This is a genomic window from Aquimonas voraii (genome assembly GCF_900101825.1).
Taxonomy (GTDB): Bacteria; Pseudomonadota; Gammaproteobacteria; order Xanthomonadales; family Xanthomonadaceae; genus Aquimonas; species Aquimonas voraii.
This window is the reverse complement of sequence record NZ_FNAG01000015.1, coordinates 60,671-81,798: the sequence shown is the minus strand read 5'-3', so window position 1 is coordinate 81,798 and position 21,128 is coordinate 60,671. Positions and strand designations below refer to the sequence as shown.

Here is a 21,128-nt window from a genome sequence, read left to right as displayed (position 1 = left end):
CCCAACGCGAGAGCATGTCTCCCCGTCGGGGATGCGTGCGCGCGTCATGGCTTCGAACCCCTCCCATGCCGCCGCGTGATCGGCGCGCCAAACGCAACGGAGCATCACATGCACGAGAATCTCTACACGCTGGTGACCATCCTCCAGCGCCAGCTGCACGACCACGTTCAAGCCCTGCGCCTGGCGGACATCAAAGCCCGTCTGCCCGCAGTGCGCGAGATCCGTTGGGAATCCGAAACCGGTGCCACCGACGAATGCATCCGAACCGTGACCACGCTGGGCGAAATTCACCTTGGTCTTGAGACCACGCGCGGCAGGGTCTGGGTCAGCCTCGGTGCCGGCAACATCGATGACCAGCGCGACCGATTTATCGAAAGTCTCGAACGTGCGTCGGGACTGGAAATCGCCACTGATTGCGCCGACAAGAGGCTAGCGCTGACCACCGAGGCGCTGGGACTGCCGGGCGAGTTCGACGACTGGTCCGCACTCGCTGGACTCGTCCTCAGTTTCGTCGAGGAGGCGGGCCCGGAGGGCACGGTCGATGTCGACCAGACCTTGCACGCGGCGGCCTCGGCGACGCGCTATGCCGACAGGGAGGCTCTCGCGGCCATCCTTTCTATCGCGTCCGCGCATGCGGCCGGACACGACGTTGAAAGCTACCTGGTCGTCTCTACCGGCCACGTGACTGAGGCAGAGCGCGATCTCTTCGATTCGGGCAGATCGCCCACGCCCTGGATGGTCGTGAGCATGAGCGGCGATGACGGCTGGTTGCTGCATGTCGCAGACACGGTGCCCGAGAGCATTCCTGGTCTGTCGGACGGGCTCGCGGCGGTCGTGCAGCACGCGCGTGCCCATGGCCTGAGTTACATCCGTCTGGCGGCAGACGCTCCTTTCATCGATGGGGCTCCGAGCTACGACTGGTAAGTCTCACCCCCGGCCTTGTGCCGGGGGCTTTCCCTGCCCGTCCCGAAGCGACGGCCAAGGAAAGCCCTTTGCTCCATTGCAGCTGATCCAGTGGCACTGATCGACCATCGCCCACCCAGGTGTCAACCGTGGCAACCGCTACGCGCCTCGGTCATCATCGTGCCACCCTGACCGCAAGGTCTGAAGCCCCGCTCGGGCGTTGATCGAGCACCACCGCGAGCGCAGCTCGTACTCACCCATCGAGGGGATTCCCCTCGTGGGGTCTCCTCGGCTTTAGTTCAGAGGAGATCTGCATCATCGCGCCCGCTGGGAACGGGAGCGTGAGCAGCTGGTTCATCTTCTCGGCCGTGCTCTCGTCCATCCCGGTCAGGGGATCTGCGATCACCCCGAATCCGAACTCCCCCGGCGCGATGACGAAGAGCCCTTCGTCATCGTCGTAACTCTGGACGACCCCGAAAACCCCCGCCAAGGTTTCGGTTCTATCCCGCATGGACTCGCTCCTCGCCCACGCTGACTTGGCTGCCCAGCCAGTACGGCTGATCGAATCCATCGACCGCGCGGAACTCGTCAAGATAGGCCTGGTCAAGCTGGCGGCAGCCGTCGCTGGTCAAAGGCTCATGACCGAGTCCCAACGAGGTCAGCAGCTCGGCAGTCGAGTCGCGGGCAGCACGAACGAGCCGCTCAGTCGCAGCGTCGGCGCTGTCCTTCAGCATGACCATGAGCAGGAAGGGACGATTGGGCTCACCGGGGGTGATGGGTCCCTTCACGCTCCCCCGGGCGATGAGGCGATCGACTTCGGCTTTCGGCAAGTCGTGGACGAGCCACTTGGCTCCAAACGGTTTCGCCGGGATAAGTTTCTCGCTGAGCCGCTTGAGAAGTTCGCCATCCTTGAACATCTCTTCGACAACAAAGCCGAATCCGCACACACCGGGGGCGACGGTGATCAGCGCGTCGCGCTGATCGCCGCCGTGATCTGCAACGTGGGTAGCCAAAGTCTGGGTCGTGGTCTTCATGGGTTCGCTCCTGCGAGTGGGGTTTGTGGCTCAGCCGACCGGAAACACGGCGGGGGCAACCACGGCCGCAGGAGCTGCAGCCGGCAAGGTCGCGGAGAAGATGCTGATCAGCATCGCGGGGCCGAAGGCCAGGATGACCGCGAAGGCGGCGCCGATCAGGAAGCCCATGATCGACTGGCGCGCGACGCCCATGACGAGGCCGACGATGAACGCAATGATGGCCAGCGCCTTACCAAGCGCACCCGTGGCGAGACCAACCACGAGGCCCAGCAGCTGCTGGAAGGGGCCATCGGCATTGACGACGGTCACGCCATCCGGCGTGGTGGAGCTGATCGCGAGGGCGTCCGGGCCGATCAGCAGCAGCGGGATCAGGGACAGCAGGGCGAGATTACGCTTCATGACAAATCTCCTTTGGTGCGGGTGGGTAGGTGCAGCGGGTAACGTCAGGAGCCAGCGCCGGCGGGCGCGGGATCGGGGCTCGAGGGATTCGGAGGATTCGAGGCGGATTCGAGGAGGCGGAGAACCGGACGGCTTGCCGGCGGGGTGTTGCCCACGCGCCAGCGACGGCCCTGGACCTCGCTGAAGACGTAGCCACTCATGTGCAGGTCGCCGCGGCGGTCTTCCCACGGCGCGACCCAGACGCGAATCACTCGGGCACCAGTCAGCAGGGCGTCGGAGACAGGCGCGGGCGAGCTGTCCGTGGGGGCGATCATCAGCGAGCCCTCCTCGATGACGACCGGTGCTGGCCGGACGGTGTCTGGTGAGGTGTAGCTCAGAGACGCAGCGGGCATGGAAGCAGCCGGCGGCTGGCTCTCGGCAGTGATCGAACTGGAGAACTCCGTGCGGTCGTAGACCTCCTGCACGGAGAGACAGGGAATCCCCTGCGGCGCGCCGCAGGTGAACTTGCTGGTGGTGCCGCAGCCCACCTGGAGGAGCGTGAGCGCCCCAACGACGGCAACGAACAGCGAGCGGTTCATGGACATGAGTGACCTCCTGATGACGTCAGCTTAGGGGGCGCGTTTCGCACCAGTTGTTCGGAATGCAGCCGATTTCGGGGGGATATCGGGAAGTCCGATCAGCTACGGACCATCCGTATCTCGGCGCCCTTCACGAGGACGAGCGAGACATCGCGCCCCGCGCTGACTTCGATGACAGGGAAGATCTGTTCGGCCAGATCGATGTAGAACTGCGCGACGCGATCGAGGGCTGAGCCGGCGCCGCCATAGAGGCCGCTCTCAGCGGCGTTGTTGAGGTCGACCGAACCGGTGTTGCCGGTTCCGATGCCGCCGCGCGAGAAGGCCTGGCTCGTGCTCTGTGCGATACCGGCGAGCATCGCCTTGCCGATGGCCTGACCCTGCTTCGAGACCAGCGTCCCGCGCAGGCCGGCCTTGCCGTCCTCGCCCACTGCATAGACGTTGAGCGGGACGTCGACCACGCCGCCGTCCTCGCGGACGCAGGAGAAGCTCTCGCCGCGCAGGTAGGCTCGCTCGCTGGAGAGGTCACCCATGCCTGCCAACAACATGAAGCACTCCTTGATATCGGCGCGGAACCGGTTCGGCAGGATCGCGTCGTGCTTGATGCGGACCAGCACGGGGACCGGGTCCTGGCGCGAGCCGCGGCCAGTGGGGGCATCGAGGCCCGTCAGCATCACGCCCTGGATGATGCTGCCCGACGGCAAGTAGGCAACGCGGGTGTCCTCGGCATCGGTCTGCTCTGCGGTTGCCGCTTCCTCGGGCACGGCTGTGATCGAGCGCAGTGCCGGCACACGGATCAATGGCTGCGCATCCGCTTGTGGCTGGCCCGGCTGCTGCGGCGGCACACCTGGCGGCTGCATGCCGGGGGCGCGCGGAGCCTGCTGCGGCGCTGGCGGTGCGACGGCGCCGCCCTGCCCTCCTCCCACGCGGGATTCGAGCAGCGCCAAGCGCGCGAGCATTTCCTCGGACAACTCGCGAGCTTCATCGGACATCGGGGCGCCGGAATCCTGCGGCGCCGGGCCGGCGGTCTTGTTCTCCTCGATCTGGCCCTGCAGCGCAGCCAGCTTGGCATCGCGCTCCGCGAGGTCGCGCTTCAGTGCATCCACCTCGGCGGCAAGCCCCGCAAGGCCCAGCTCGCGCGAAGCCCCGGTCGGCAGAATGTCGGCGACCGCCCGCGGCGCTGACGGTGTGGTCTGGATGGTCGGACCGCTGTCGAGGAACGGCAGCACGACAACCAGGAGCCCGACGAGCGAGCCCGCGATGGTGATGATCTGCTTCTGCTTGGGCGGCAGGCGCTGCCACCAGTTCGTGTTGGACGTGGCTGCCGCGGTGCTCATCGGGCACCTCCAGCGACCACCGGACGACGCGGAAGCGTCGGTCCCTGCTGCGGCAGTTCACGCGCGATGTAGAGCTCGGTGGACTGGCCGCGCTCCAAGGTCAGGCTGGGATAGGCCGCGACAGCGAGGACGCCTGCCGATCCACACGCGCTCTCATCGAGCACCACCTGCATGGGGCCCTCGTTGCGGACCTCGGCGATGACGGCGATCAGGTTCGATCCCGTCAGGATCTGCGCGGGGCGAACGACCACGCCCGGCGGGAACGCACAGGCAGGCAGGTGCAGCCCATCGGCTGCGCTGAACTCCTTCATGCCGTAGCCAGCCGGGACCTCCTGGCGTGCCAAAGTGGCCATGAGCTCGGACAGCGTCTCCACATACGGCTGATCAAGCTCCCAATCCGAGGCGACTCGCGGTTCGCCGCGCACCGCGGAGAGCGACACACCGGGCATCTCAAGCGAGGTTTCGATCTGAGGGATGCGCGCAGGCACCAGCTGCAGCGACAGGGCCAGGTCCGGCTGGCCTCGCTCGGTGATGAACATCGAGATCGGATCACGGGTGTCCGTTGACACGTAGATGACCGAGCCCTCGACCTCGATCATGGCCGTCTCGCTGACGGTCTTCACGTCGGGGTTGGCGAACGGTGTGCGGATGCGGTTCAACCGCTGCAGACCGATCGGGATGACCTCAACCACGCCTGGGCGCACGCTGATCGATGAAGGCGGCGGCGTGAGTCCACGCCCCATTTCTGCGTCCGTTGCGGCAGCTGGAAGGCTCTGGCGCAGACCATTGATCTGGGCGGCAAGGGCCTCGGCCTCCTTGCTTTCGGGCGCAGGCGCGTCGGCCGCCGACGTGGAGCTGGAGGGTTCAGCCGGCAATTCCAGTTCGATCGAATCGCCGACCGTCTTCACCGGCAGGCCGGGAATCTGGGTGTCGGCGATCACGGTGAGCGGGGCGGCCGCTAGCAGCGCGCCGGCCGCGGCCAGAGCGAGAAGTTTCAGTTGCATGGGCAATCAGCCTTGGGCTTTCTGGGGCGGGGGCGGCGTCGCCCCGTCATGGACATCGAGGTGATCGAGGAGCACCCGGTAGTTCGAGACCACGAAGCGCATCTCGTAGGTCTTCACCTCGCGGCGCTCGGCGCCACGCAGGCCACGGATTCGATGCTCGCCGGTGATCAGGACGGACTGGCGGTTTTCGTCCCAGCGCGAGTTCATGGGATCGAATGCGATCGTCAGCTGCTCGTCCTTCAACACCTTGATCTGCTCGGCGAGCCGATCGACGACGCTGCGATAGACCGAGGGCGACAGATGGCTGCCCACCGTTTCCAGCACCACGTCGGCGTTGCGCGGACTGATGTTCCCGAAGTTGGTCGCGAGGAACTGGCCCCAAGCGATCTGCAGGGACTGGCTGGCCCAGTTCGCGGACACCTCAGCCTTCGTCGACAGCGTGGGAGGCACCAGCACCACGCGCTGGTCGGTCGAGGCCCAGCCGAAGGCCATGACGAGGACCACCAGCACTTGGCCCGCGACGATCCACCGGGTCAGGCTGTTTTCCCTGAGCGCCTGCTCGAAGGTCTTGCGCTGTGTGCCGAGCTTCACAGCGGCAGGACCTGACGGATGTACGGAGAAATGAGCGAACGTGCCTTGCCTGGCACGAAGCCATACCAGTAGGCGAGGTGGAGCAGGAAACCTTCGGGCTGGGTCTGCTTGAAGCGGCGGTACCAGTAGACGCCGAGGATGCCGGCCGCCATGCAGATGAAGAGCTTGTTCGTCAGGATCGCAACGATCAGGAACATCGCCAGCGGGATCAGCTCGTCGGCTGACCAGAACAGCAGGGTCTGGGGATCATCGAGGTGGAGGGGGAGTTCGTGCTCTTGGTTCCAGTTCATGGGGTGGCTGCGTCCGGGTGGAGTGCTGACCACTCTAAGAACCGAAACTCGCGCCCACTTCCGGAATACCCCCCCTTTTCGGGGAGATATCGGGAGGTCTGACCCCGAAAACCGAAAAACCCCGGCCTGCAGAGCAGGCCGGGGTCCGGGTCGAGGTCAAACAGTTGGATCGTGCCGGGGCGCCGGCTCGACCTCCCAGAACTCAGCATCCTGGGCAGGCGTGACGGAGGCCTCGGGGGGAACGCCCTGAACTGGAGGGCGCATGTCATCAACGGACACGAGATTCGCGCCGTACCGCAGGATCGCGGCCTCAAGCTTGGCCCGGCGGAACTGCACCGGGTCGATACCCTGTCGCAGCAGGGCCTCATCCAGCAGGGCCTCATCAAGGTCCCGCGTATTCGTGGTCGCCACTCCGCCGGGAGTCACAACGATCGGCGGATGGCGTACGACACCTGCTGGCCCAACCAGCGCTGAGTTGACCCTGGGCGCAGGCGGGGGAGCAACGGGGTCAGGTGTCAGCGTCGAGCCGACCGCTGAGGCTGAAGCCCCTCCGGCCGGCGTACGTGCAAACAGGCTTTGAATGGTGGCTGAGACCACCGCAAAGCATCCGGCTATGGCCGCAAGGCCGAAAGCCAGAACGAACAGATCTCTGAACAGCATGGTCCTCTCCTATCGGATGAGGACTCCTCCCCCACGGGGGACGAGCCCCCGAGTGGGTGATGTGGTCAATTTGCCGAGACCGGCGGCCCCGCCGAGGCGGAATTCCGCGCAGGGTAGCCTGTGGGGCGGGGAGCGCCGCAAGGGGTTGACACCTGTTGCGACCCTCACGGCCGAAGACGATGCCCGACCGTCGCAAATTGACAGGCTCGACGGGGCATAGAAGGTGGAACTACGATGGCTAGGAAGGCCGTCGCCAACGCGAAGGAATCGCTATGGAACTGATGACTCTGATCTGGATCCTCGTGGTCGTGCTGGCCGTTATTCACGGCCTGGTACGCGCATCCCAGGCACGCAACACGCCGACGGCGCGGATACAGGCCCCTGTACCCTCGCCCACCAACAAGGGTGAGGACGAAGCAGAACACTACGGCGCCATCGAATCGATGGCCCGCAGCGAGCACGGGATGTCAAACGCCCCGAAGAACGTCCAGACATGGGCGATCTACGACGACAATTGAGGACGCAAGGGTAGGTGCCCTTACGTGCCCCGCGGGGACGCCTTTGCGGTCGCGCGCCACGTAGATGTAAAGCCGCGGCTCCTGCACGCAACTGATCGAGTCGACGAGGCCAACTGCAACTGTCTCGCTCGGAACGGATCAACTCCCCAGCGCCGTACCCAAGGAGCGCGGCCCAGCAGCCGCGACGCGATGCTGTCGAAAGTTGACAAGCTCGACTGTGGACGGAAGGTGGAACTACGATGGCCAGCACAGCCGTCTCCAAAGCTGGGCAATCGCCATGGAAATCACGAAGTACGTCTGGGCAATTCTTGCCGTGGTGTTCGTTCTGGCTGCGATTCACGGCGTAGTGAGCGGGCTGCGCTCGCGGAACAGTGGATCGCCGAAGCCGTCAACCTCAGCACAGGGCGCAGGAGCCGCCTCAATGCTGTCCAGCACTGCGGCCCGCGGCGATCCTCGCACGGACGCCCTCGAGTTCTCGCGGCACTTGGACATTGATACCTACGGCACCGACGGACATTTCGTAGAGTCTACGCAAGCCCACCGCGACTGGCGCGATGGGAATGACTGACGGCTGACGGGCCGCGCCCAAGGAGCGCGGCCCGTCAGCGTCCATCACCGTCCGGTTGCCCAGCTGGCGACATCGCTCGCAGCACCGGCCAGCGCCTTGGCGTCACCAACCGGAGTCACCAAATCCAACACCTCATTGAAGGTGTGCGTCTGCATCAGACCTGCGTACTCGTCGGCCTGCTCCATCGTCAGACCTTGCGTCTGCCTCAAAGCATGCAGTTCCTCCAACCGCGATTGAGGCTCGACAGAACCTTCGCGAGGGGGCTCTCCCATCGCCGCCCGGACGTCCCGGTCAAGGCCCTCTGCATCCGCAGGCGAGTCCGCAGTCATTACGCGATCACGAATGCCTGAATCTGCCGCCGGCGGCGGCCCGCCGAAACTCTCGATGGGAGCCATGGCCGCTGCGGACCGGCTGTCGATGGTTTCGCCGCTCATGTTGATTTGCGAGGTGACCGCGCGTTCGACATACCCTGCGTTGGCCGCGGCCGCAGTGTGCCCAATGCCAATGTCCCCGGGGCTCGCTCCGTCCACTGCCCGCGCCTGCTCAGGATTGCCGTTGGCATAGGCGCTCGCGCCATACATCGGTGCCGAAGCCGCCGGGTCGCCGAAGACAAGCCGGCTGATCTCGCCAGTTGCTTCCTGATGTGCTGCCCCCCCACCCGCCGTGGGCGAGCTGGAGAAGGCGGCGCGCATGATGGCCGCTGCAGTGGCTTCGCGAGATCCTTGAGGCAAACCGCTATTGAGCGCTACGCCATTCTCGGCAGCGCGCATTGCCTGGGGCCCGACAGCGGAAGCCACCTGCGAGTAGAGCGCATCGAGTTGCGTATCGACTGGGCTCGATGGCGTGGCCCGTTCGGCCATCGACCCAAGCAGTGCTGCAACTGCCTGGGTCTCGGGCAGCGTTTGAGATGCCCCGAACGAGTTGGCCATCTGGCGCGCCGACTCGTACGCGGACTGCGCTGTCTGTACGTCCTGGAACTGCTGGCCGAGCGTATTGCTGCGAGCGATCTCCTCGGCCAGCTTGGCGTTACTTCCCGTCTCGTCAACCACCTCGCGCCCGATGCGATGGGACAGCTGGGAGCTGTACCGGTCTGCGAGATCGCGGACCTGCTGCTGGGATTGGCCAGTACTCGTCGCAATCTCCTTAGAGAGACCCTGGGCCATAGTGTTGGTGTCCTTCACGGAGCCCTGAGAGTTGGACAGCAGCGAACCCACCACGCTCGCGATTGCACCACCGCGACCCTTCATGCCGGCCAACTTGTCGGCGATGGCGGTACCCGCGAGCGCTTGGCCGACATCTCTGCCACTCAAGGACCCTGCGAGAGCTTGCGCAAACTGAGCCTCTTCTCTTTCGGTAAGCCCCGCCCTCGCCACATCATCGCGGCTGACACCCATGGACTGCAGGAACCCAGCCGTCTCCCCGCGGCTCTCCTCAAAGGCCCGGGTCTCCGCAGCCCGCAAGCCCTCCTTGGCTTCGAGCCCAAAGCCCGCGGTGTCCTTGTAGGCGAGCTGGATCGCCGAGCCAAAGGACTCCTGGGCCGACTGCGTCCGGCTCGCCGCGGAGCGCACCATCGCGCTCCCCATCGCGCTCTGCGAGTAGGCAAAGCCAGCGGCACCCGTCTGCGCCTGCGCCGTCATGGCGGACATGGCGCGGGTGTCATCGATGCGCAGCGCAGCACCCGGCGTGGCGTTGTCGCCGGCCACCATCTTTTCGTTGACGTGGTCGCCCCCCTGCAGGCGGTTCGCGTAGGCGCTCGCGGCGACGGCACCACCGAACAGCAGCATCATGGCCAGGCTGGGGACGCCGGCCGTCAGCAGGCCGGCGACACCAGCGATCCTCACCGTCTCCTCGAACAGGAACTGGATCTGCGCGAGGCTCGCGCCGCCAGCAATCGAAGCATCAAGGCGTTCAAGGACGCCACCGAGCATGCGGTTCGTGTAGAGGTTGCAAATCGAGATGAGTGGCATCCAGAGCACCACCCAGATCGGGAGCACGAGGTACTTCGCCGCGAGTCGGATACCGAAGCTTCCGAATCCAATGAGGAACGCCATGATCGGCGCCAGGGCGTAGGTCAGAGCCTCGAAGAAGCTGATCATCGGACGAATGATCTTGAGGAACATGCCCTCCTCTGCCGCCCACTGAGCCGCACGCTGGCGAGACGCCTGCTGCATCATCAGCGACTGCATGGCACGCGGGTCGTTGCGCAGGCCCTCGATGACGCCGACATCCATCGCGCCCACGGCCAGCGCAGCAACGGCGATGCGCTCCGCCTTGATGTTGTCGAGGTTGCTCACCGCCAAGGAGCGCAATGCAGTGTTGATCTCCTCGAGGACGTCCTGAAGCTCGCCCCCTTCCCTCACCCGTGCGCCCATGCCCTTGTTGAGGGCGTCGCGCAGAAACGGGTCATTGACCTGGTAGTTGAGACCAAGCCGCGTCCACGCATCGGAGCACGTATGCGGGGTTTCGGGCGCCGACGGCGTCAGCCGGAGCATCACGATCGTCTGATCATCAGCTCGCAACTGCGCCAGGAAATCGGGCTCGGTCCAGAGCGACTCACTCCGGCCAAAGCGTCGGATGTGCCGCAAGCTGCAGGCGCTGAAGTAGTTCTGCACGTTCTGGCGCAGCATCGCGAGATCTCGGCTGGGGTTGCGCGGGTCTGCCAGCGCCAGAGGCGCCCGCAGGAGTTCAAGGGTTCGGCCGAACCCCCCCGAAGCCAGCGGCAGGCCGTTGTTGGAGCCCGGAGTGCTGAAGGCGGTGTCCATCTCCTGCGCGAAGTAGAGGCCCGTGTTGCTGATCAGGTGGCCCAGCACGGCCAGGCCAATCGGGACATTGGCCACGCGGTCGATCTGCGGTTGGCCATCCGGACCAGGCAGAACGCCTTCGACGACGACCTCCACCCGCGATCCAAACATGAGGGCGAAGAGCAGTGCCGAGACGGCGATGATGTGGAGTTCGAGCTCCTTGCCGGCGCTGATGATGGCTTTGCCGGCGGCGATCAGTAGTCCGATGACCGCACCGAGGACGGCGACGGAGGCATAGCCGCCGGCACCGCCACTGCCGAACATCGCGGCGCCGTTCAAGACGGCACGGACGAACTCGAAGGACCCGAGGACTTGAATGTTCCAATCCATTACTGGGTCCCCCCGAGCACCGCCGAGGCGCGCGGCGTCTCCCCTCGCTGGGCACCCGGCGTGCCACCCACGCCGAAGCGGGTCAGCTGGTCGGCGCGCGCAACCATCATGTTGACGGTCTGCGGATTAGCCCGGATCTGGCTGTATTCGAGGTCAAGGCGCGCCTGGGCCCGTTCGATCATCTGGATCTGCGTGGCCTTGCTGGCGTCATGGATGTGGAGCGCCACCGCACTGCGCATGGAGCGCAGCATCTCGGTCAGGAACTCGTAGGTGAACTCGGCGGCGATCTGGCTGCTGAACTCCTGGACGATCATGCGCGCATGGGTGCCGTCAGGCTGCACGGTGATCGCCTGGGTGATCAGGGCCCCGAGCTCGTTGTGGTAGCCGAGGATCGCAGTCTGGAAGGCCGTCATCTCACCAGTGGCGTCGCCTGTCTGCTTCGCGATGATCCCGCCATCACCGCCCGGGGTGCCATTGAACGCCTCAAGGATGTAGGTGCGCATCCCCTTGAACTGCATAGGCCTGGACTGCGGGTTGAGGCAGTTCTGCGAGTCGCTGCAGAAGTAGACCTGCGACCGTGTGATGTTGGGCGCGTTCTGCGTGCTGGTGCCACTCGCGTTAGAGCCCTCGATGAAGGCAGCGAGACTGAGGATCGGCGGGATCTCACGCGTGAGCGTGGAGGCAGCATCGGCGCCGGAGCTCTGGCACTGCGGGTCAGTGGCGTGGCAGATCTGGATCGAGCCGACGAGGCTCAGGAGCTCCTCCATGAAGGCCTTGTCGTCGCCTCCGGTCACGCTGGTCCACGCGCCAGCGTTGGCTTTGCGCATGGCGCGCCAGAGGAGGTTGCCCGGAATGACCGCTTCGCGTTCTTCCTCGGTACCGCGTGTTTGCAGTCGCTGGGTGGGTGTCTCAGCGCCCGCACGCGGCCGGCCGAATGCACGGAACGCGTCGGCGCTGTCGCCACTGAACATGGACTGGAAGCCGGCCTGTATCTCCTTGCGCTCTTTGTCGCCTTCCTGGTCGCCGGGCGCCAGCTGGACGATGCCCTTCGCCAAGGTGCAGGTGTCCTGCAGCTGGAAATTGAACTCCTGCAGGATGTCGTTCACCTGCTGCATGATGTTCTGGCACTGGGAGCACAGGCTGCCGAGCGCCAGATGGAACGCATAGGTCGTGGCCTGCGATGCGATCTGGCGGCCGACCTCCTTGAGTTGGTCGCCGTTGACCGCACTCAAGCTGCCTGCGTAGAGATCGATGCCGCCGCACCCATCCCCCGTGTTGAAGCTGAGGGGTTGGGTCGAGACGAGGTTGATCGCGCCTGACTGGGTGATGCGGTTGCGGATGCTGATGGATCCACCGCTGATCACGCCGCGGCGGGCACCCATCGCCGCACCGGGCGGCGTCAGGTTCGACATCTGGTTGAACTGCTCCTGCATGGCACGCACCGTCTTCGAATCCGCATGGGCGGCCCCGGGCAGGAACAGCAGCAGGAGCGAGGCGAGGAGAACAAGGGAGCGGATCATCGGGCGGCTCCAGGTGAGCGGGATGGTTCGATGGGGGTGAACTGATCGGGCGCTGCCGTCGCGCGCAGGTAGGCGAGGAGCATGTCGGGGTCGTTGGCGAGGTCTGCCGGCGGCGGCTCGCCGTCGACGAGCAGAGGGAAGGCCCGGCCCTGTGTGGCTCGGACGAACTCTTCTTCGGTGATCCAGTTGGCGCGGCGTGCAGCGTGGATCAGGGCATCTTCGATTTCGTCCGCGGCACGGAGGCCAACGGTCAATCGTTCGACGGAGCCATCCGCTGTGTTGTTGAGGTAAAGCGTCGGGGTGCCGCGCACGCTCAAGGTCTGCGCTTGGCCGGAATCGAGCACGTAGCGTGCGAAGGCGTCGGTTGGAGGCGGCAAGCCGTCCATCGAGATCGGCAGGACCGGCAGCCCGTGCACGCGCTCTACGATCGCGAGTGAGGCCTCCTGACGGACGCAGTAGGGGCAGTCGGACCGGTAGAAGTACCAGATGCCGATGCCGCGGTCGGCGAGCTTCTTCAGGAGCGAGTACCGGAACTCGAGGATCTGCGCCTGAGTGGTGTTTTTCCCGGCGGTCGACAACGGGCGGTTGATCGACTCGTCCAGGTAGGGCGTGTTCCGAACGACCTGCATCCAGGTCGTGCTGAAGCGATCCGCCTTGTCGACCGCATAGCGCTGCAACAGCATGTAGCGCTCGACGTTCTCGGGCGTGGGATCGTCCATCGCGAGATCGCGGTAGCGATCCAGGTTCTGGCGGATCCACTCCGACGTGAGCGGTGCCGGCGCCGGCGCGGTATCCGTCCCCTGCCCTACCCCACTGGTCGGCGGCGGTGGCTTGGGGGTCGGAGTCGCGGGCTTGGCGACAGGACGGACCTCGCGCCAGAACCAGCCGCGGGCGCGGTCCTCGTAGTAGTCGGGCTCGCGGGCTTGCTGGCTGACAGCAAGCGGCGGCCAGGATAGGAGCGCCAGCAGGCAGGCGCCGAGGAGGCGATGTTTGGAGATGGCTGACATGCGACCACGCTACCAACCGCGTGTCGCACCCATTTCCGTTAAACCCCGGGTTTCAGGGGGGATATCTGGAAGTCAGGAGTCCTGCTCGGGCGCGGAGTCGTCCGGACCAGCGTCGGTCGCGTCCCCTGCCTTGGGCTTCAGCTTCGCGAGCTCGCGCTTGAAGTTGTCCTTGGCCCGCTCGATTTCGAAGCTGCGGAGGGTCCGCCGAGCGATGGAGGTGGTGGGCAGGCTCCGGCAGAGAGGGCAGTCACCTTTGCCCATCGTCCAGCGCAGCTTCATTGCCTCGGTGGAGCGGATGTAGCGGGTCTCGTCGACGGGACAGCGTTCGAGCGCGATCTCGTCGGCGAGCCAGGAGTCCGCGAGCCACATCAGTGTCTCGGGCGGGAGTGGCTCGCCGGATATGACGTTCCGCGTGTATTCCTTGTAGGCCGCGAGGAAGGATCTCGCACTCACGGGGGCGTCCTTGGGCGAAAGCTTCGCAGCGGCCGCATCGACGATGTGTTCGTTGCGAAAATGCGCGAGGAAGATCGAGAGCTCGAGGTGGACCACGGGTAGGTCGATCAGCCGCCCGAGTGCACGCGGGTAGCGGCCCTGCGGGGGGCGCACGACTTCGCGGGCGTGCAGTGCTTTCACCGCTCTGGCGGGGTATCCCGTCAACCGCTCGATGAGGATCGGTCGCGCCTCGATCGCGAGGAGCTCGACGATGTATCGCATCACGACCAGGTCGTCCGCCGCACGCATCGAGCGAAGCGCCAACATCGATGTCTGTTGGGACAGCGTTAGCTTGAGCTCAGTCATCGGTCATAGGTCCTCCAATGAGAGCGCGGGAATGCGCGAACTCATTACGGAGAGTCGGACCAGGCGCATCCGGTCCTCGGATCGCTTGGCGATGACGTGCCCAATGAGGAGATCCATGCTCTTGGGCAGGTGGATCTGCCAGGTCGGTCGCATGTCGTCAGCCAAGGCCCGCAGTTCCTTGAGGTTGAGCTGCGCGAGGCGCTGACAGTGATTGGGCTTCAGGCCAAAAACGCGCCGGGCGATGTCCGGGTCTGTGCGCGCCATGTCGCGCGCAAGGTGCCAGAGGCTCAGGTTCAGCTCTTTGATTTCGGCGCGGAAGTGGTTTGGCTCCGCGGGTTCGCCCATCGGCTTGATGACGTCGAGCAGAGCGTCGAGTTGGCGCGGATGGTGGATCTCCCAGTGAGGCTGGGGATCATCGGCCAGGGCCAGCAGCTCGCGGTTTTCAAGCTCGGCCAGCCGTCGCGCTTGGAGTTCCGGCAAGCCAAACGCGCGCCGTGCGTACGGGATGTTTTGGCGAGCCATGTCGCGTGCCAACTGCCAGACGGCGAAGTTGAGCTCGCGGATTGGGCGATCGAACTGCTGAGAATCGGTCATGACGTGCGCGCGCTTCGAGGGGAGTGCCGCATCGAACGAGCCGGAAGATATCAGATATCTCCAGCTTTCTGCGACATTTCCACGTTTCCTGGGAACGCATCTGCCATGGACGCCTCTCTGCGAGCGTCAGGTGCGGTCTCCCGGCGGCCGGGGATCCAGCACGACCTTGGCACGGACCTCTTTGACCTGCAGGCCGAGTCCAGTTGCGATCTGGAGGATGCGTCCGGCATCCATCCGTACACGCGCCGACCAAGCTGGGCTTGTCGTCAGAAGGACCAGAACACCGTCCTCGCGGAGATTTCCGAGGCGGACATGGGCCGGCAGCGGTTGCGGCAGGGCTGGGATCAGACGACCGGCCAGTTGTTGGAGCCGCTGGGCGTGCTGGATCACGCTCGTGGGCAGGACCGGTTTGTCGTTTCCGAGGCCCGCACCCGGCGAGCGGTGGGGTCGAGGCTTGAGGGGAATGCCATCCAGCACCTGGTTTAACGGCGCAAAGGAGGCGGTGCGGCCGTGTCCTTGGAAGCTGACGTCGATCCGTTGGATAGGCAGCCCGGCGGCAAGGGCGGATTGCAGCATCGTTTGGCGCGCCTCGAGTCCAATCTCGTAGAACACAAGGTTCGTGGCGCTCACTTTGGCGACGCCGCCGTCGACAGCCTTCAGGCGCAGCTGGTCGGCCAGTGCGGGCGTCAGGCGCTCGAACAGAACCCCGGCTACGAGCTGGAGCGCATTTGCGGTCGAACGATCGGTCATGGGTCTCGGGTTCGGGGTTGGTATCCACAGGCGTGCGGTGCGTGCATCGCCAACAGCTGTTTGCTTTTGCTGTTGTCTCTAGAGAACCGTTGTTTAGTGGAGCGTTTCGCGCACCCCTGTGGATATCCTCACTGCAGCGGTGGAAGCCGCATAGAAACCTGGCTTGATGCCCTTCGGCCGGCTCCACGTACCGCGCGCCATCGTAGCCACGAGAGCCCGCTGCGCGCGCTCTGCGTCATGCCGGCTGACGTAGCCGATGACTCGGCTGTACGCGACCTCGGCCACGAGCTTGGGCACGGCATCCACGGTGACGAGGCCAGGGGCGCGCTCCGCGACGCGGTGCAGGACATCGCGGACGAAGCGGAGATCGACAGCGGCCAGTGCACCCTTCTGCGCGGCGAACGGCGCGCGGTCGACAACGACATAGCCGTCGGCGCAGCGGATCTGGACCTTGCCTTCTTCGGCGAGCGCGTCGTCGGCGGCCTGTGCGGCGGTAGCTTCAGCCAGCAGCTCAGCGCGCTCGGCGATGCGCTCAGCCAGTGCTCGCCGGATTGAGGCGTAGTCGGATTCAGTCAATCCCGAAGGCGGCGTGGCGGCCTCAGGCAGGAGCTCGTAGCGGTCCCAAGCCTGAGCCACATGCCCGACGAACTCGGGAGAGCAGAACGTGAGCAGGTCGCGCAGCGCCCGAGGCAAGTGCCCAGGCAGCGTAGCTCGCCCTGCCCTGCCCTGCAGCCACGCGACAGCCCGCTCGGTGAGCACCGTCAGCGCGGCCTCACCCTTGATCTTGACGGCTTGTCGGCGCGCGATCGCGCCGGCGGCGGTCAGTGCCCGCATCGCTCGCTTGACCTGATCGATCGAAAGGCTCAATTGATTGGCTATATCCCATAGAGGGAGGCAGCAGGTGGGTTGCAACCCCTCCCCTTCTTCGGCGTGCTCGGACAGAAACGAAAGGACAGCCACGTGTTCGAGGCGCAGCCCCGACGTGGCCATAGACAGCAGATTTTTGGACGTAAACACAGGTCGCTCCTGAATTTCAGGCGCGAGAACGCTTGACGCTGTGCGTTACGTCCGTAAAATAACGCGCGAGGCCTTCCACAACCTCTCGGCGTTAGGGTTCTAGACGTAACCCAAAGCGCTTAATAGCTCAGCTTCGATCGACCCTCCGCTTGTTGGCGCAAGCGGGGGGTTTTTCGTTTCAGGGCTTGCAGTTCTCGGCCTGGTCGGTGGTGTCTCCGGTGACGGGCTTGGTGTCCCCAACGTGCGCGGTCTGGCGCGTGGCTATACTAGCCACGGCTAAACGCCCCCCGTCAATATGGACGACCAAAGAGGAGAATTGCCCATGGCAGTCGGTCAAAAAGAGGCGAAACACGCAGACTCGCGTGTCACGATCTTCACCTCGTCAGATCAGGTGATCGAGGCCATCGGCGCAATTGCGCGTGGCTTGAGTGCGTCGGCGGAATCGATCCGCAAACGGGCCGCGCCGCCGGATGGACGCACCCGTCTGGAGATCCCGATGCAGACGGCCGAAGCGGCTCAGGTGCTAGACATCAGCGCCTCGACGCTCAAGCGGCTCGAAGAGGAGTTGCTTCAAGCGAATCCCGAGGAGCCCGGATTTTCGCGCAACGATCGCGGTCTGCGGGTGTTTTTCAGCCACGACATGCTGCGTATCCGCCGGCACCTTGGTGAAGGGCTGGTGCCTAAGGGCGCCCCGCCCCACATCATGGCGGTGGCCAATCAAAAGGGGGGCGTCGGTAAGACCACGACGGCGGTCAATTTCGCGATGGATGCAGCGACCCGCGGCTACCGGGTGCTGTTGATCGATCTCGACCCCCAGGCATCGGCGACGACATCGATGTTGGTCCAGAACGATCAGGGAATTCTGGTCGAGGGTTCAAACCTGGGCATCAACGAGGACATGACGTGCGCATCAGTCCTTGTGGGTGAAACCACCGACATCCGGCCGCTGATCCGCCGTACCCATTGGTCGTCCATCGACATCGTGCCGTCCGCCCCCGATCTGGTAGAGGGCGACTTCGCCATGATCATGGACTTTGCGGACGCACGTGCCGCCGGCAAACAGGCGACGTTCTGGCTTGGCCTTCGACACGCATTGCGTTCGCTAGATGGTGCGGAGTACGACATGGTCGTGATCGACACCGCGCCGACGCTGTCGCTGGCAACGCTGGCAACGCTGCTGGCGACCGAAGGATTGCTGATCCCGTGCCCGATGCGGAGTTTGGACGTGGAGTCGCTCAAGAGCTTCGCGGTCACCACGCATGCGTGGCTGGAAACGCTGGCTAAGAGCTTCTCTCTGCCGCTCAAGTGGTTCCGCGTCCTGCCGACCATGCGTCAGTCGTCCTACACCGAAGAGCTCAACGAGCTCGCGGTCCGCCAGCAGATCGCCAGCTTCGTTCTGCCCGACAAGCTGCCGCGTCTTGAAGCGCTGCAGCGCGCCGCCGGTGGAGCGGCCACTGTCTTCGAGCAGCAGCTGGATGACGATCTGTCGTCTGCGCCTGCGTCGGCCCGGCAGGCGCGGAAGATTCTGCGCTCAGTGCACAACGAGATTTTCGTGGCGGTACGTGCTGCCGCTGCCACGCAACACAACCTGTTCTGAGGAGATTGGTCATGGCAACTTTTCGTGAGAGGGCTTTGGCCCGGCATCAGGCGGAACAGAAGCGCTTGCAGGAACAGGGGGCAGACTCCGAAGCGGCGAGCGCATCCACCACCGGCCCCATTTCGCCGAAGGTACAAACAGCGGGCCCGGCCGCGATGCTGAAGGCAGCGATCGAGCAGCTGCCCGTCAAGGCAACCATGCCAATTGCAGTGACCACGCTGCATGTGCGGCCTGGCTACGAGCGGCACCCGGACGAGTTCGCCGGCCCGGAGTGGGAGGCGTTCGTTGCATCGATCGAGACATCCAAGGGCAACTTGCAACCGATCGACGTTCGCGAGGTACGTGGCGGTCCGACGCTCTACCAGGTCATCGCCGGTGAGCGCCGCTTCCGCGCGCTGCTGCAGCTGGGTCACAAGACTGCGCTTTGCGCTGTGCGTGAAGTCGACGATGCGATGGCCGACTTCATCCACGACACCGAGAACGCTAAGCGCGCCGACAAGAGCCCGTACTCGCTCGCTCTCCAGCTCGTCAAGATGATGGAGTCCGGGCGCTATGGCAGCCAGAAGGAGTTGGCGGAGCGGCTTGGTCGCAACGCAGGTGACGTGTCGCGTCTGCTTCGGTTGATCGACGACGCGCCCAAGGGCACGTGGGAGCGCATCAAGGATCCGGTCGCGGTGGCGCACCGGGACGTGACGTTGTTGCTCAAGGTCTATGAGAAGCCAGAGTTCGTCGAGTACATCAGCAAGCTCGATCCTCGGGCGCCCAGCCCGATTGCTGCCGTGCTCAAGCGCGCGAAAGAGGTGTTGAAGCGTCCGAAGGCAGAGAAGACTTTGGTCCAGAAGATCCGGGAAGTGGAGCGAGGCGACGCCTTCCACTTGGTCCTGCCGAAGGAGCTCCCTGCGTCGATGCGAACCAAGATTCTCGAATACGCACGTAAGCTCGCGGACGAGGCGGTCAAGGACTAGATCGCCGCCAGCAACTCCCAGAGGCCCGCCACGCGCGGGCCTTTTTTTGCGCGCGAGGATTGTGGTCGGCCCAGATGGGTTGGCTCTTGTGGCCGCCAGCAAGGAGCATGGGATCAACCGCGGCGGAGGTTGGCGCGGGGCCGACGGGGCGACTTCCGGCGAATTTGACCGTCAAATTCTGAAGAAAAAAGGTCACTGGATCATAGGTTTGTGCGGGTGACCCCCCCTTTTCCGTAACGGTCTTCGGAGCGTCTGCCGGAAGCAGATAGCCCCCATTGCGGGCGGGTTCGGCACGACCGCCACCGTCGGGTCTCCGGAGTCTCCGCAGCCTCCGGGGCTAAGCAAACCCGTCGGCCCTGACGGCCTCCCAGTTAAGCCTTAGGCAGCAGGTGGCTGACCAAGGCGTGCAACTCGTCGGTGGAATCGAGCTCGATGCGCAGGGATCGAGGCCGGCGGGGGAGGGCGTCCGCGTCCTCCAGGATGGGACTTGGCCGAGTCGGTCCAATACAGATCAGTAGGGCTGGCAACCACAACCAGCTCAGTTCCCAGGTGTAGCTGCCATCGCCTGTGGACAGTGGCTGAAGCCCATCAGCCTCCAGAGCCTCCCGAAGCATGAGCGTGTTCTGCGGACCGCGGAGCCGCCTGCCGGCCCGACAAGGCCGTGGCGAGCGCGCGCACCGACCACTACCGATCGACCGGTAGCCGGCCTCAAGAGCCACCCTCTCGAGGCCCTGAGCGCGTGGCATGGGACCAACCGAGGCAGGGGTCCGAAAGCGGGTTGATGGGGCGATCTCTCCAAAATTTGACCGTCAAATTCTGGAGAAAAAAGGCCACCAGATCAAAAGGTTGCGCGGGTGACCCCCCCCCTTCGCGTAACGGTCTGCGGAGCGTCATCCGGGGAGCAGATGGGGCCACCCATGGCGCGGGTGCGACAGGACCACCAGCTTCGGATCTCCGCGGTCTCCGGGGCCGAGCAAACCCGCCGGCGCTGACTGCTCTCCAGTTAAGCCTCAGGCAGCAAGTGGCTGACCAAAGCATGCAACTCGTCGGTGGAGTCGAGCTCGATGCGCACGGATCGAGGGCGGCGGGGGAGGGCGTCCGCGTCCTCGAGGAGGGGGGCTTGGCCGAGTCGCTCCAGTACCGACTGCAGGGCCGGCAACCACGACCAGTTCAGTTCCAGGGCGTAGGCGCCATCGCCTGTGGACAGCAACTGAAGCCCATCAGCCTGCAACGCCTCTCGAAGCAGGCGCTCGAAGTGAGCGTGGTCTGGGGACGGCGGAGCCGCCTGCCTGCCCGACAAGGCCGTGGCGAGCGAGCGCACCGACCACCGCCGAGCGACGGTTCGCTCCCCCCAGACGATGCGGTCCTCCGGGTGAAGGCGATCCAGCAAGCGGAGGTGTCCCCAAGTCAGGAGGCCACGGTCCAGCAGGGACAGCAGGGACTGCGGCATGGCCGCGGCCCGGATGTATCGCTGGACGACCGATGCGCCGACGCCCAAGGCGAGTACCTCGCTGATCGCGGGTAGACGCAGACCCGCCGACCACAGGGCCAGGCAGGTCGTGGCGACCGCGGACGGGCGAGGGGAGGGCTCGAAGTCAGAGCTGCTGACCAACTCCGCCTGCTCGTCGGACAGCTGCAGCAGCCACACCGAGACCAAGCCCGCGGGAACACTCAATCGAGAGCGGCCCAGCAAGACCTGCGGCGGGTCAAAGTCGGCGGGCCCGCGCAGGGCCACGAGAGGCCGTGGGGCAGGGTGGGGCAGTGGCGTCTGGCTTGAATCGAGGCAGAGATAGGGGCGTAGCCCCAAGGCCGGAAGGCGCGCGAGCTCAGGCCTGGAGCGGCGCTGAGCTCGCGGAGTGGTTTGGTATTT

Annotated in this window: 21 protein-coding genes; 4 read left to right on the top strand and 17 right to left on the bottom strand. The window is 65.1% G+C overall.

Going from position 1 to position 21,128, the window contains the following annotated elements; genetic code table 11:
• Positions 1-108: 108 nt before the first annotated feature.
• A complete protein-coding gene (locus BLP83_RS16465; RefSeq protein ID WP_091245433.1) occupies positions 109-924 on the top strand; it encodes a DUF5983 family protein in 816 nt (271 codons plus the stop codon).
• Between the two features lie 232 nt (positions 925-1,156).
• On the opposite strand, the gene BLP83_RS16460 is transcribed toward BLP83_RS16465, so the two are convergent.
• The 9 genes from BLP83_RS16460 to BLP83_RS18450 all read right to left on the bottom strand — a co-directional run bounded on the left by BLP83_RS16460 (position 1,157) and on the right by BLP83_RS18450 (position 6,793).
• A complete protein-coding gene (locus tag BLP83_RS16460; protein ID WP_176764252.1) occupies positions 1,157-1,414 on the bottom strand; it encodes a TraC family protein in 258 nt (85 codons plus the stop codon).
• Positions 1,404-1,937, bottom strand: a complete 534-nt coding sequence (locus BLP83_RS16455; protein WP_091245430.1) for a hypothetical protein — start codon at positions 1,935-1,937, stop codon at positions 1,404-1,406. The genes BLP83_RS16460 and BLP83_RS16455 overlap by 11 nt, the downstream gene beginning before the upstream one ends.
• 30 nt (positions 1,938-1,967) lie before the next feature.
• Positions 1,968-2,336 (bottom strand): TraA family conjugative transfer protein, encoded by a 369-nt coding sequence (gene traA, locus BLP83_RS16450; RefSeq protein WP_091245428.1) that lies wholly within the window; start codon positions 2,334-2,336, stop codon positions 1,968-1,970.
• A gap of 44 nt (positions 2,337-2,380) precedes the next feature.
• Complete coding sequence (locus BLP83_RS16445; protein WP_091245426.1) at positions 2,381-2,920, bottom strand: TraV family lipoprotein; 540 nt, start codon at positions 2,918-2,920, stop codon at positions 2,381-2,383.
• A gap of 92 nt (positions 2,921-3,012) precedes the next feature.
• Complete coding sequence (locus tag BLP83_RS16440) at positions 3,013-4,248, bottom strand: TraB/VirB10 family protein (protein ID WP_091245424.1); 1,236 nt, start codon at positions 4,246-4,248, stop codon at positions 3,013-3,015.
• On the bottom strand, positions 4,245-5,252 hold the full coding sequence (locus BLP83_RS16435) for a TraK domain-containing protein (protein ID WP_091245422.1): 1,008 nt from the start codon (positions 5,250-5,252) through the stop codon (positions 4,245-4,247). The genes BLP83_RS16440 and BLP83_RS16435 overlap by 4 nt, the downstream gene beginning before the upstream one ends.
• Positions 5,253-5,258: 6 nt before the next feature.
• Positions 5,259-5,843 carry a TraE/TraK family type IV conjugative transfer system protein gene (locus BLP83_RS16430; RefSeq protein WP_176764251.1) on the bottom strand — a complete coding sequence of 195 codons (585 nt, stop codon included), beginning with the start codon at positions 5,841-5,843 and terminating at the stop codon, positions 5,259-5,261.
• Positions 5,840-6,133, bottom strand: coding sequence for a type IV conjugative transfer system protein TraL (traL, locus tag BLP83_RS16425; RefSeq protein ID WP_091245417.1), 294 nt, complete (start codon positions 6,131-6,133; stop codon positions 5,840-5,842). Before traL ends, BLP83_RS16430 begins: the two co-directional genes overlap by 4 nt.
• Positions 6,134-6,289: 156 nt before the next feature.
• Positions 6,290-6,793, bottom strand: a complete 504-nt coding sequence (locus tag BLP83_RS18450; protein WP_143006741.1) for a hypothetical protein — start codon at positions 6,791-6,793, stop codon at positions 6,290-6,292.
• A 272-nt stretch (positions 6,794-7,065) separates the two neighbouring features.
• Between BLP83_RS18450 and BLP83_RS16415 the strand changes: the two genes are divergently transcribed.
• A complete protein-coding gene (locus tag BLP83_RS16415; RefSeq protein ID WP_091245412.1) occupies positions 7,066-7,311 on the top strand; it encodes a hypothetical protein in 246 nt (81 codons plus the stop codon).
• Positions 7,312-7,923: 612 nt separating this feature from the next.
• On the opposite strand, the gene BLP83_RS16410 is transcribed toward BLP83_RS16415, so the two are convergent.
• The 7 genes from BLP83_RS16410 to BLP83_RS16380 form a co-directional block, all read right to left on the bottom strand.
• Positions 7,924-11,010, bottom strand: coding sequence for a conjugal transfer protein TraG N-terminal domain-containing protein (locus BLP83_RS16410; RefSeq protein ID WP_091245411.1), 3,087 nt, complete (start codon positions 11,008-11,010; stop codon positions 7,924-7,926).
• On the bottom strand, positions 11,010-12,530 hold the full coding sequence (locus BLP83_RS16405; RefSeq protein ID WP_091245408.1) for a conjugal transfer protein TraH: 1,521 nt from the start codon (positions 12,528-12,530) through the stop codon (positions 11,010-11,012). The genes BLP83_RS16410 and BLP83_RS16405 overlap by 1 nt, the downstream gene beginning before the upstream one ends.
• A complete protein-coding gene (gene traF / locus BLP83_RS16400; protein WP_091245406.1) occupies positions 12,527-13,537 on the bottom strand; it encodes a conjugal transfer protein TraF in 1,011 nt (336 codons plus the stop codon). Before traF ends, BLP83_RS16405 begins: the two co-directional genes overlap by 4 nt.
• A gap of 72 nt (positions 13,538-13,609) precedes the next feature.
• Complete coding sequence (locus tag BLP83_RS16395; protein WP_091245403.1) at positions 13,610-14,335, bottom strand: hypothetical protein; 726 nt, start codon at positions 14,333-14,335, stop codon at positions 13,610-13,612.
• Positions 14,336-14,338: 3 nt separating this feature from the next.
• Positions 14,339-14,929 carry a hypothetical protein gene (locus BLP83_RS16390; protein ID WP_091245399.1) on the bottom strand — a complete coding sequence of 197 codons (591 nt, stop codon included), beginning with the start codon at positions 14,927-14,929 and terminating at the stop codon, positions 14,339-14,341.
• A gap of 126 nt (positions 14,930-15,055) precedes the next feature.
• The gene (locus BLP83_RS16385) at positions 15,056-15,679 is read right to left on the bottom strand and encodes a DciA family protein (RefSeq protein WP_091245396.1); all 624 of its coding nucleotides are present in this window, start codon (positions 15,677-15,679) and stop codon (positions 15,056-15,058) included.
• Between the two features lie 93 nt (positions 15,680-15,772).
• Positions 15,773-16,696 carry a hypothetical protein gene (locus BLP83_RS16380; protein WP_143006739.1) on the bottom strand — a complete coding sequence of 308 codons (924 nt, stop codon included), beginning with the start codon at positions 16,694-16,696 and terminating at the stop codon, positions 15,773-15,775.
• A 322-nt stretch (positions 16,697-17,018) separates the two neighbouring features.
• Here BLP83_RS16380 and BLP83_RS16375 point away from each other — a divergent pair, with 322 nt between their 5' ends.
• Positions 17,019-18,293: an AAA family ATPase gene (locus BLP83_RS16375; protein WP_176764250.1), complete on the top strand. Its 1,275-nt coding sequence runs from the start codon at positions 17,019-17,021 to the stop codon at positions 18,291-18,293.
• 11 nt (positions 18,294-18,304) lie between these two features.
• Positions 18,305-19,258, top strand: coding sequence for a ParB/RepB/Spo0J family partition protein (locus BLP83_RS16370; RefSeq protein ID WP_091245388.1), 954 nt, complete (start codon positions 18,305-18,307; stop codon positions 19,256-19,258).
• Between the two features lie 1,003 nt (positions 19,259-20,261).
• Here BLP83_RS16370 and BLP83_RS16360 read toward each other — a convergent pair.
• Positions 20,262-20,993, bottom strand: a complete 732-nt coding sequence (locus tag BLP83_RS16360; RefSeq protein ID WP_091245381.1) for a hypothetical protein — start codon at positions 20,991-20,993, stop codon at positions 20,262-20,264.
• Between the last annotated feature and the right edge of the window lie 135 nt (positions 20,994-21,128).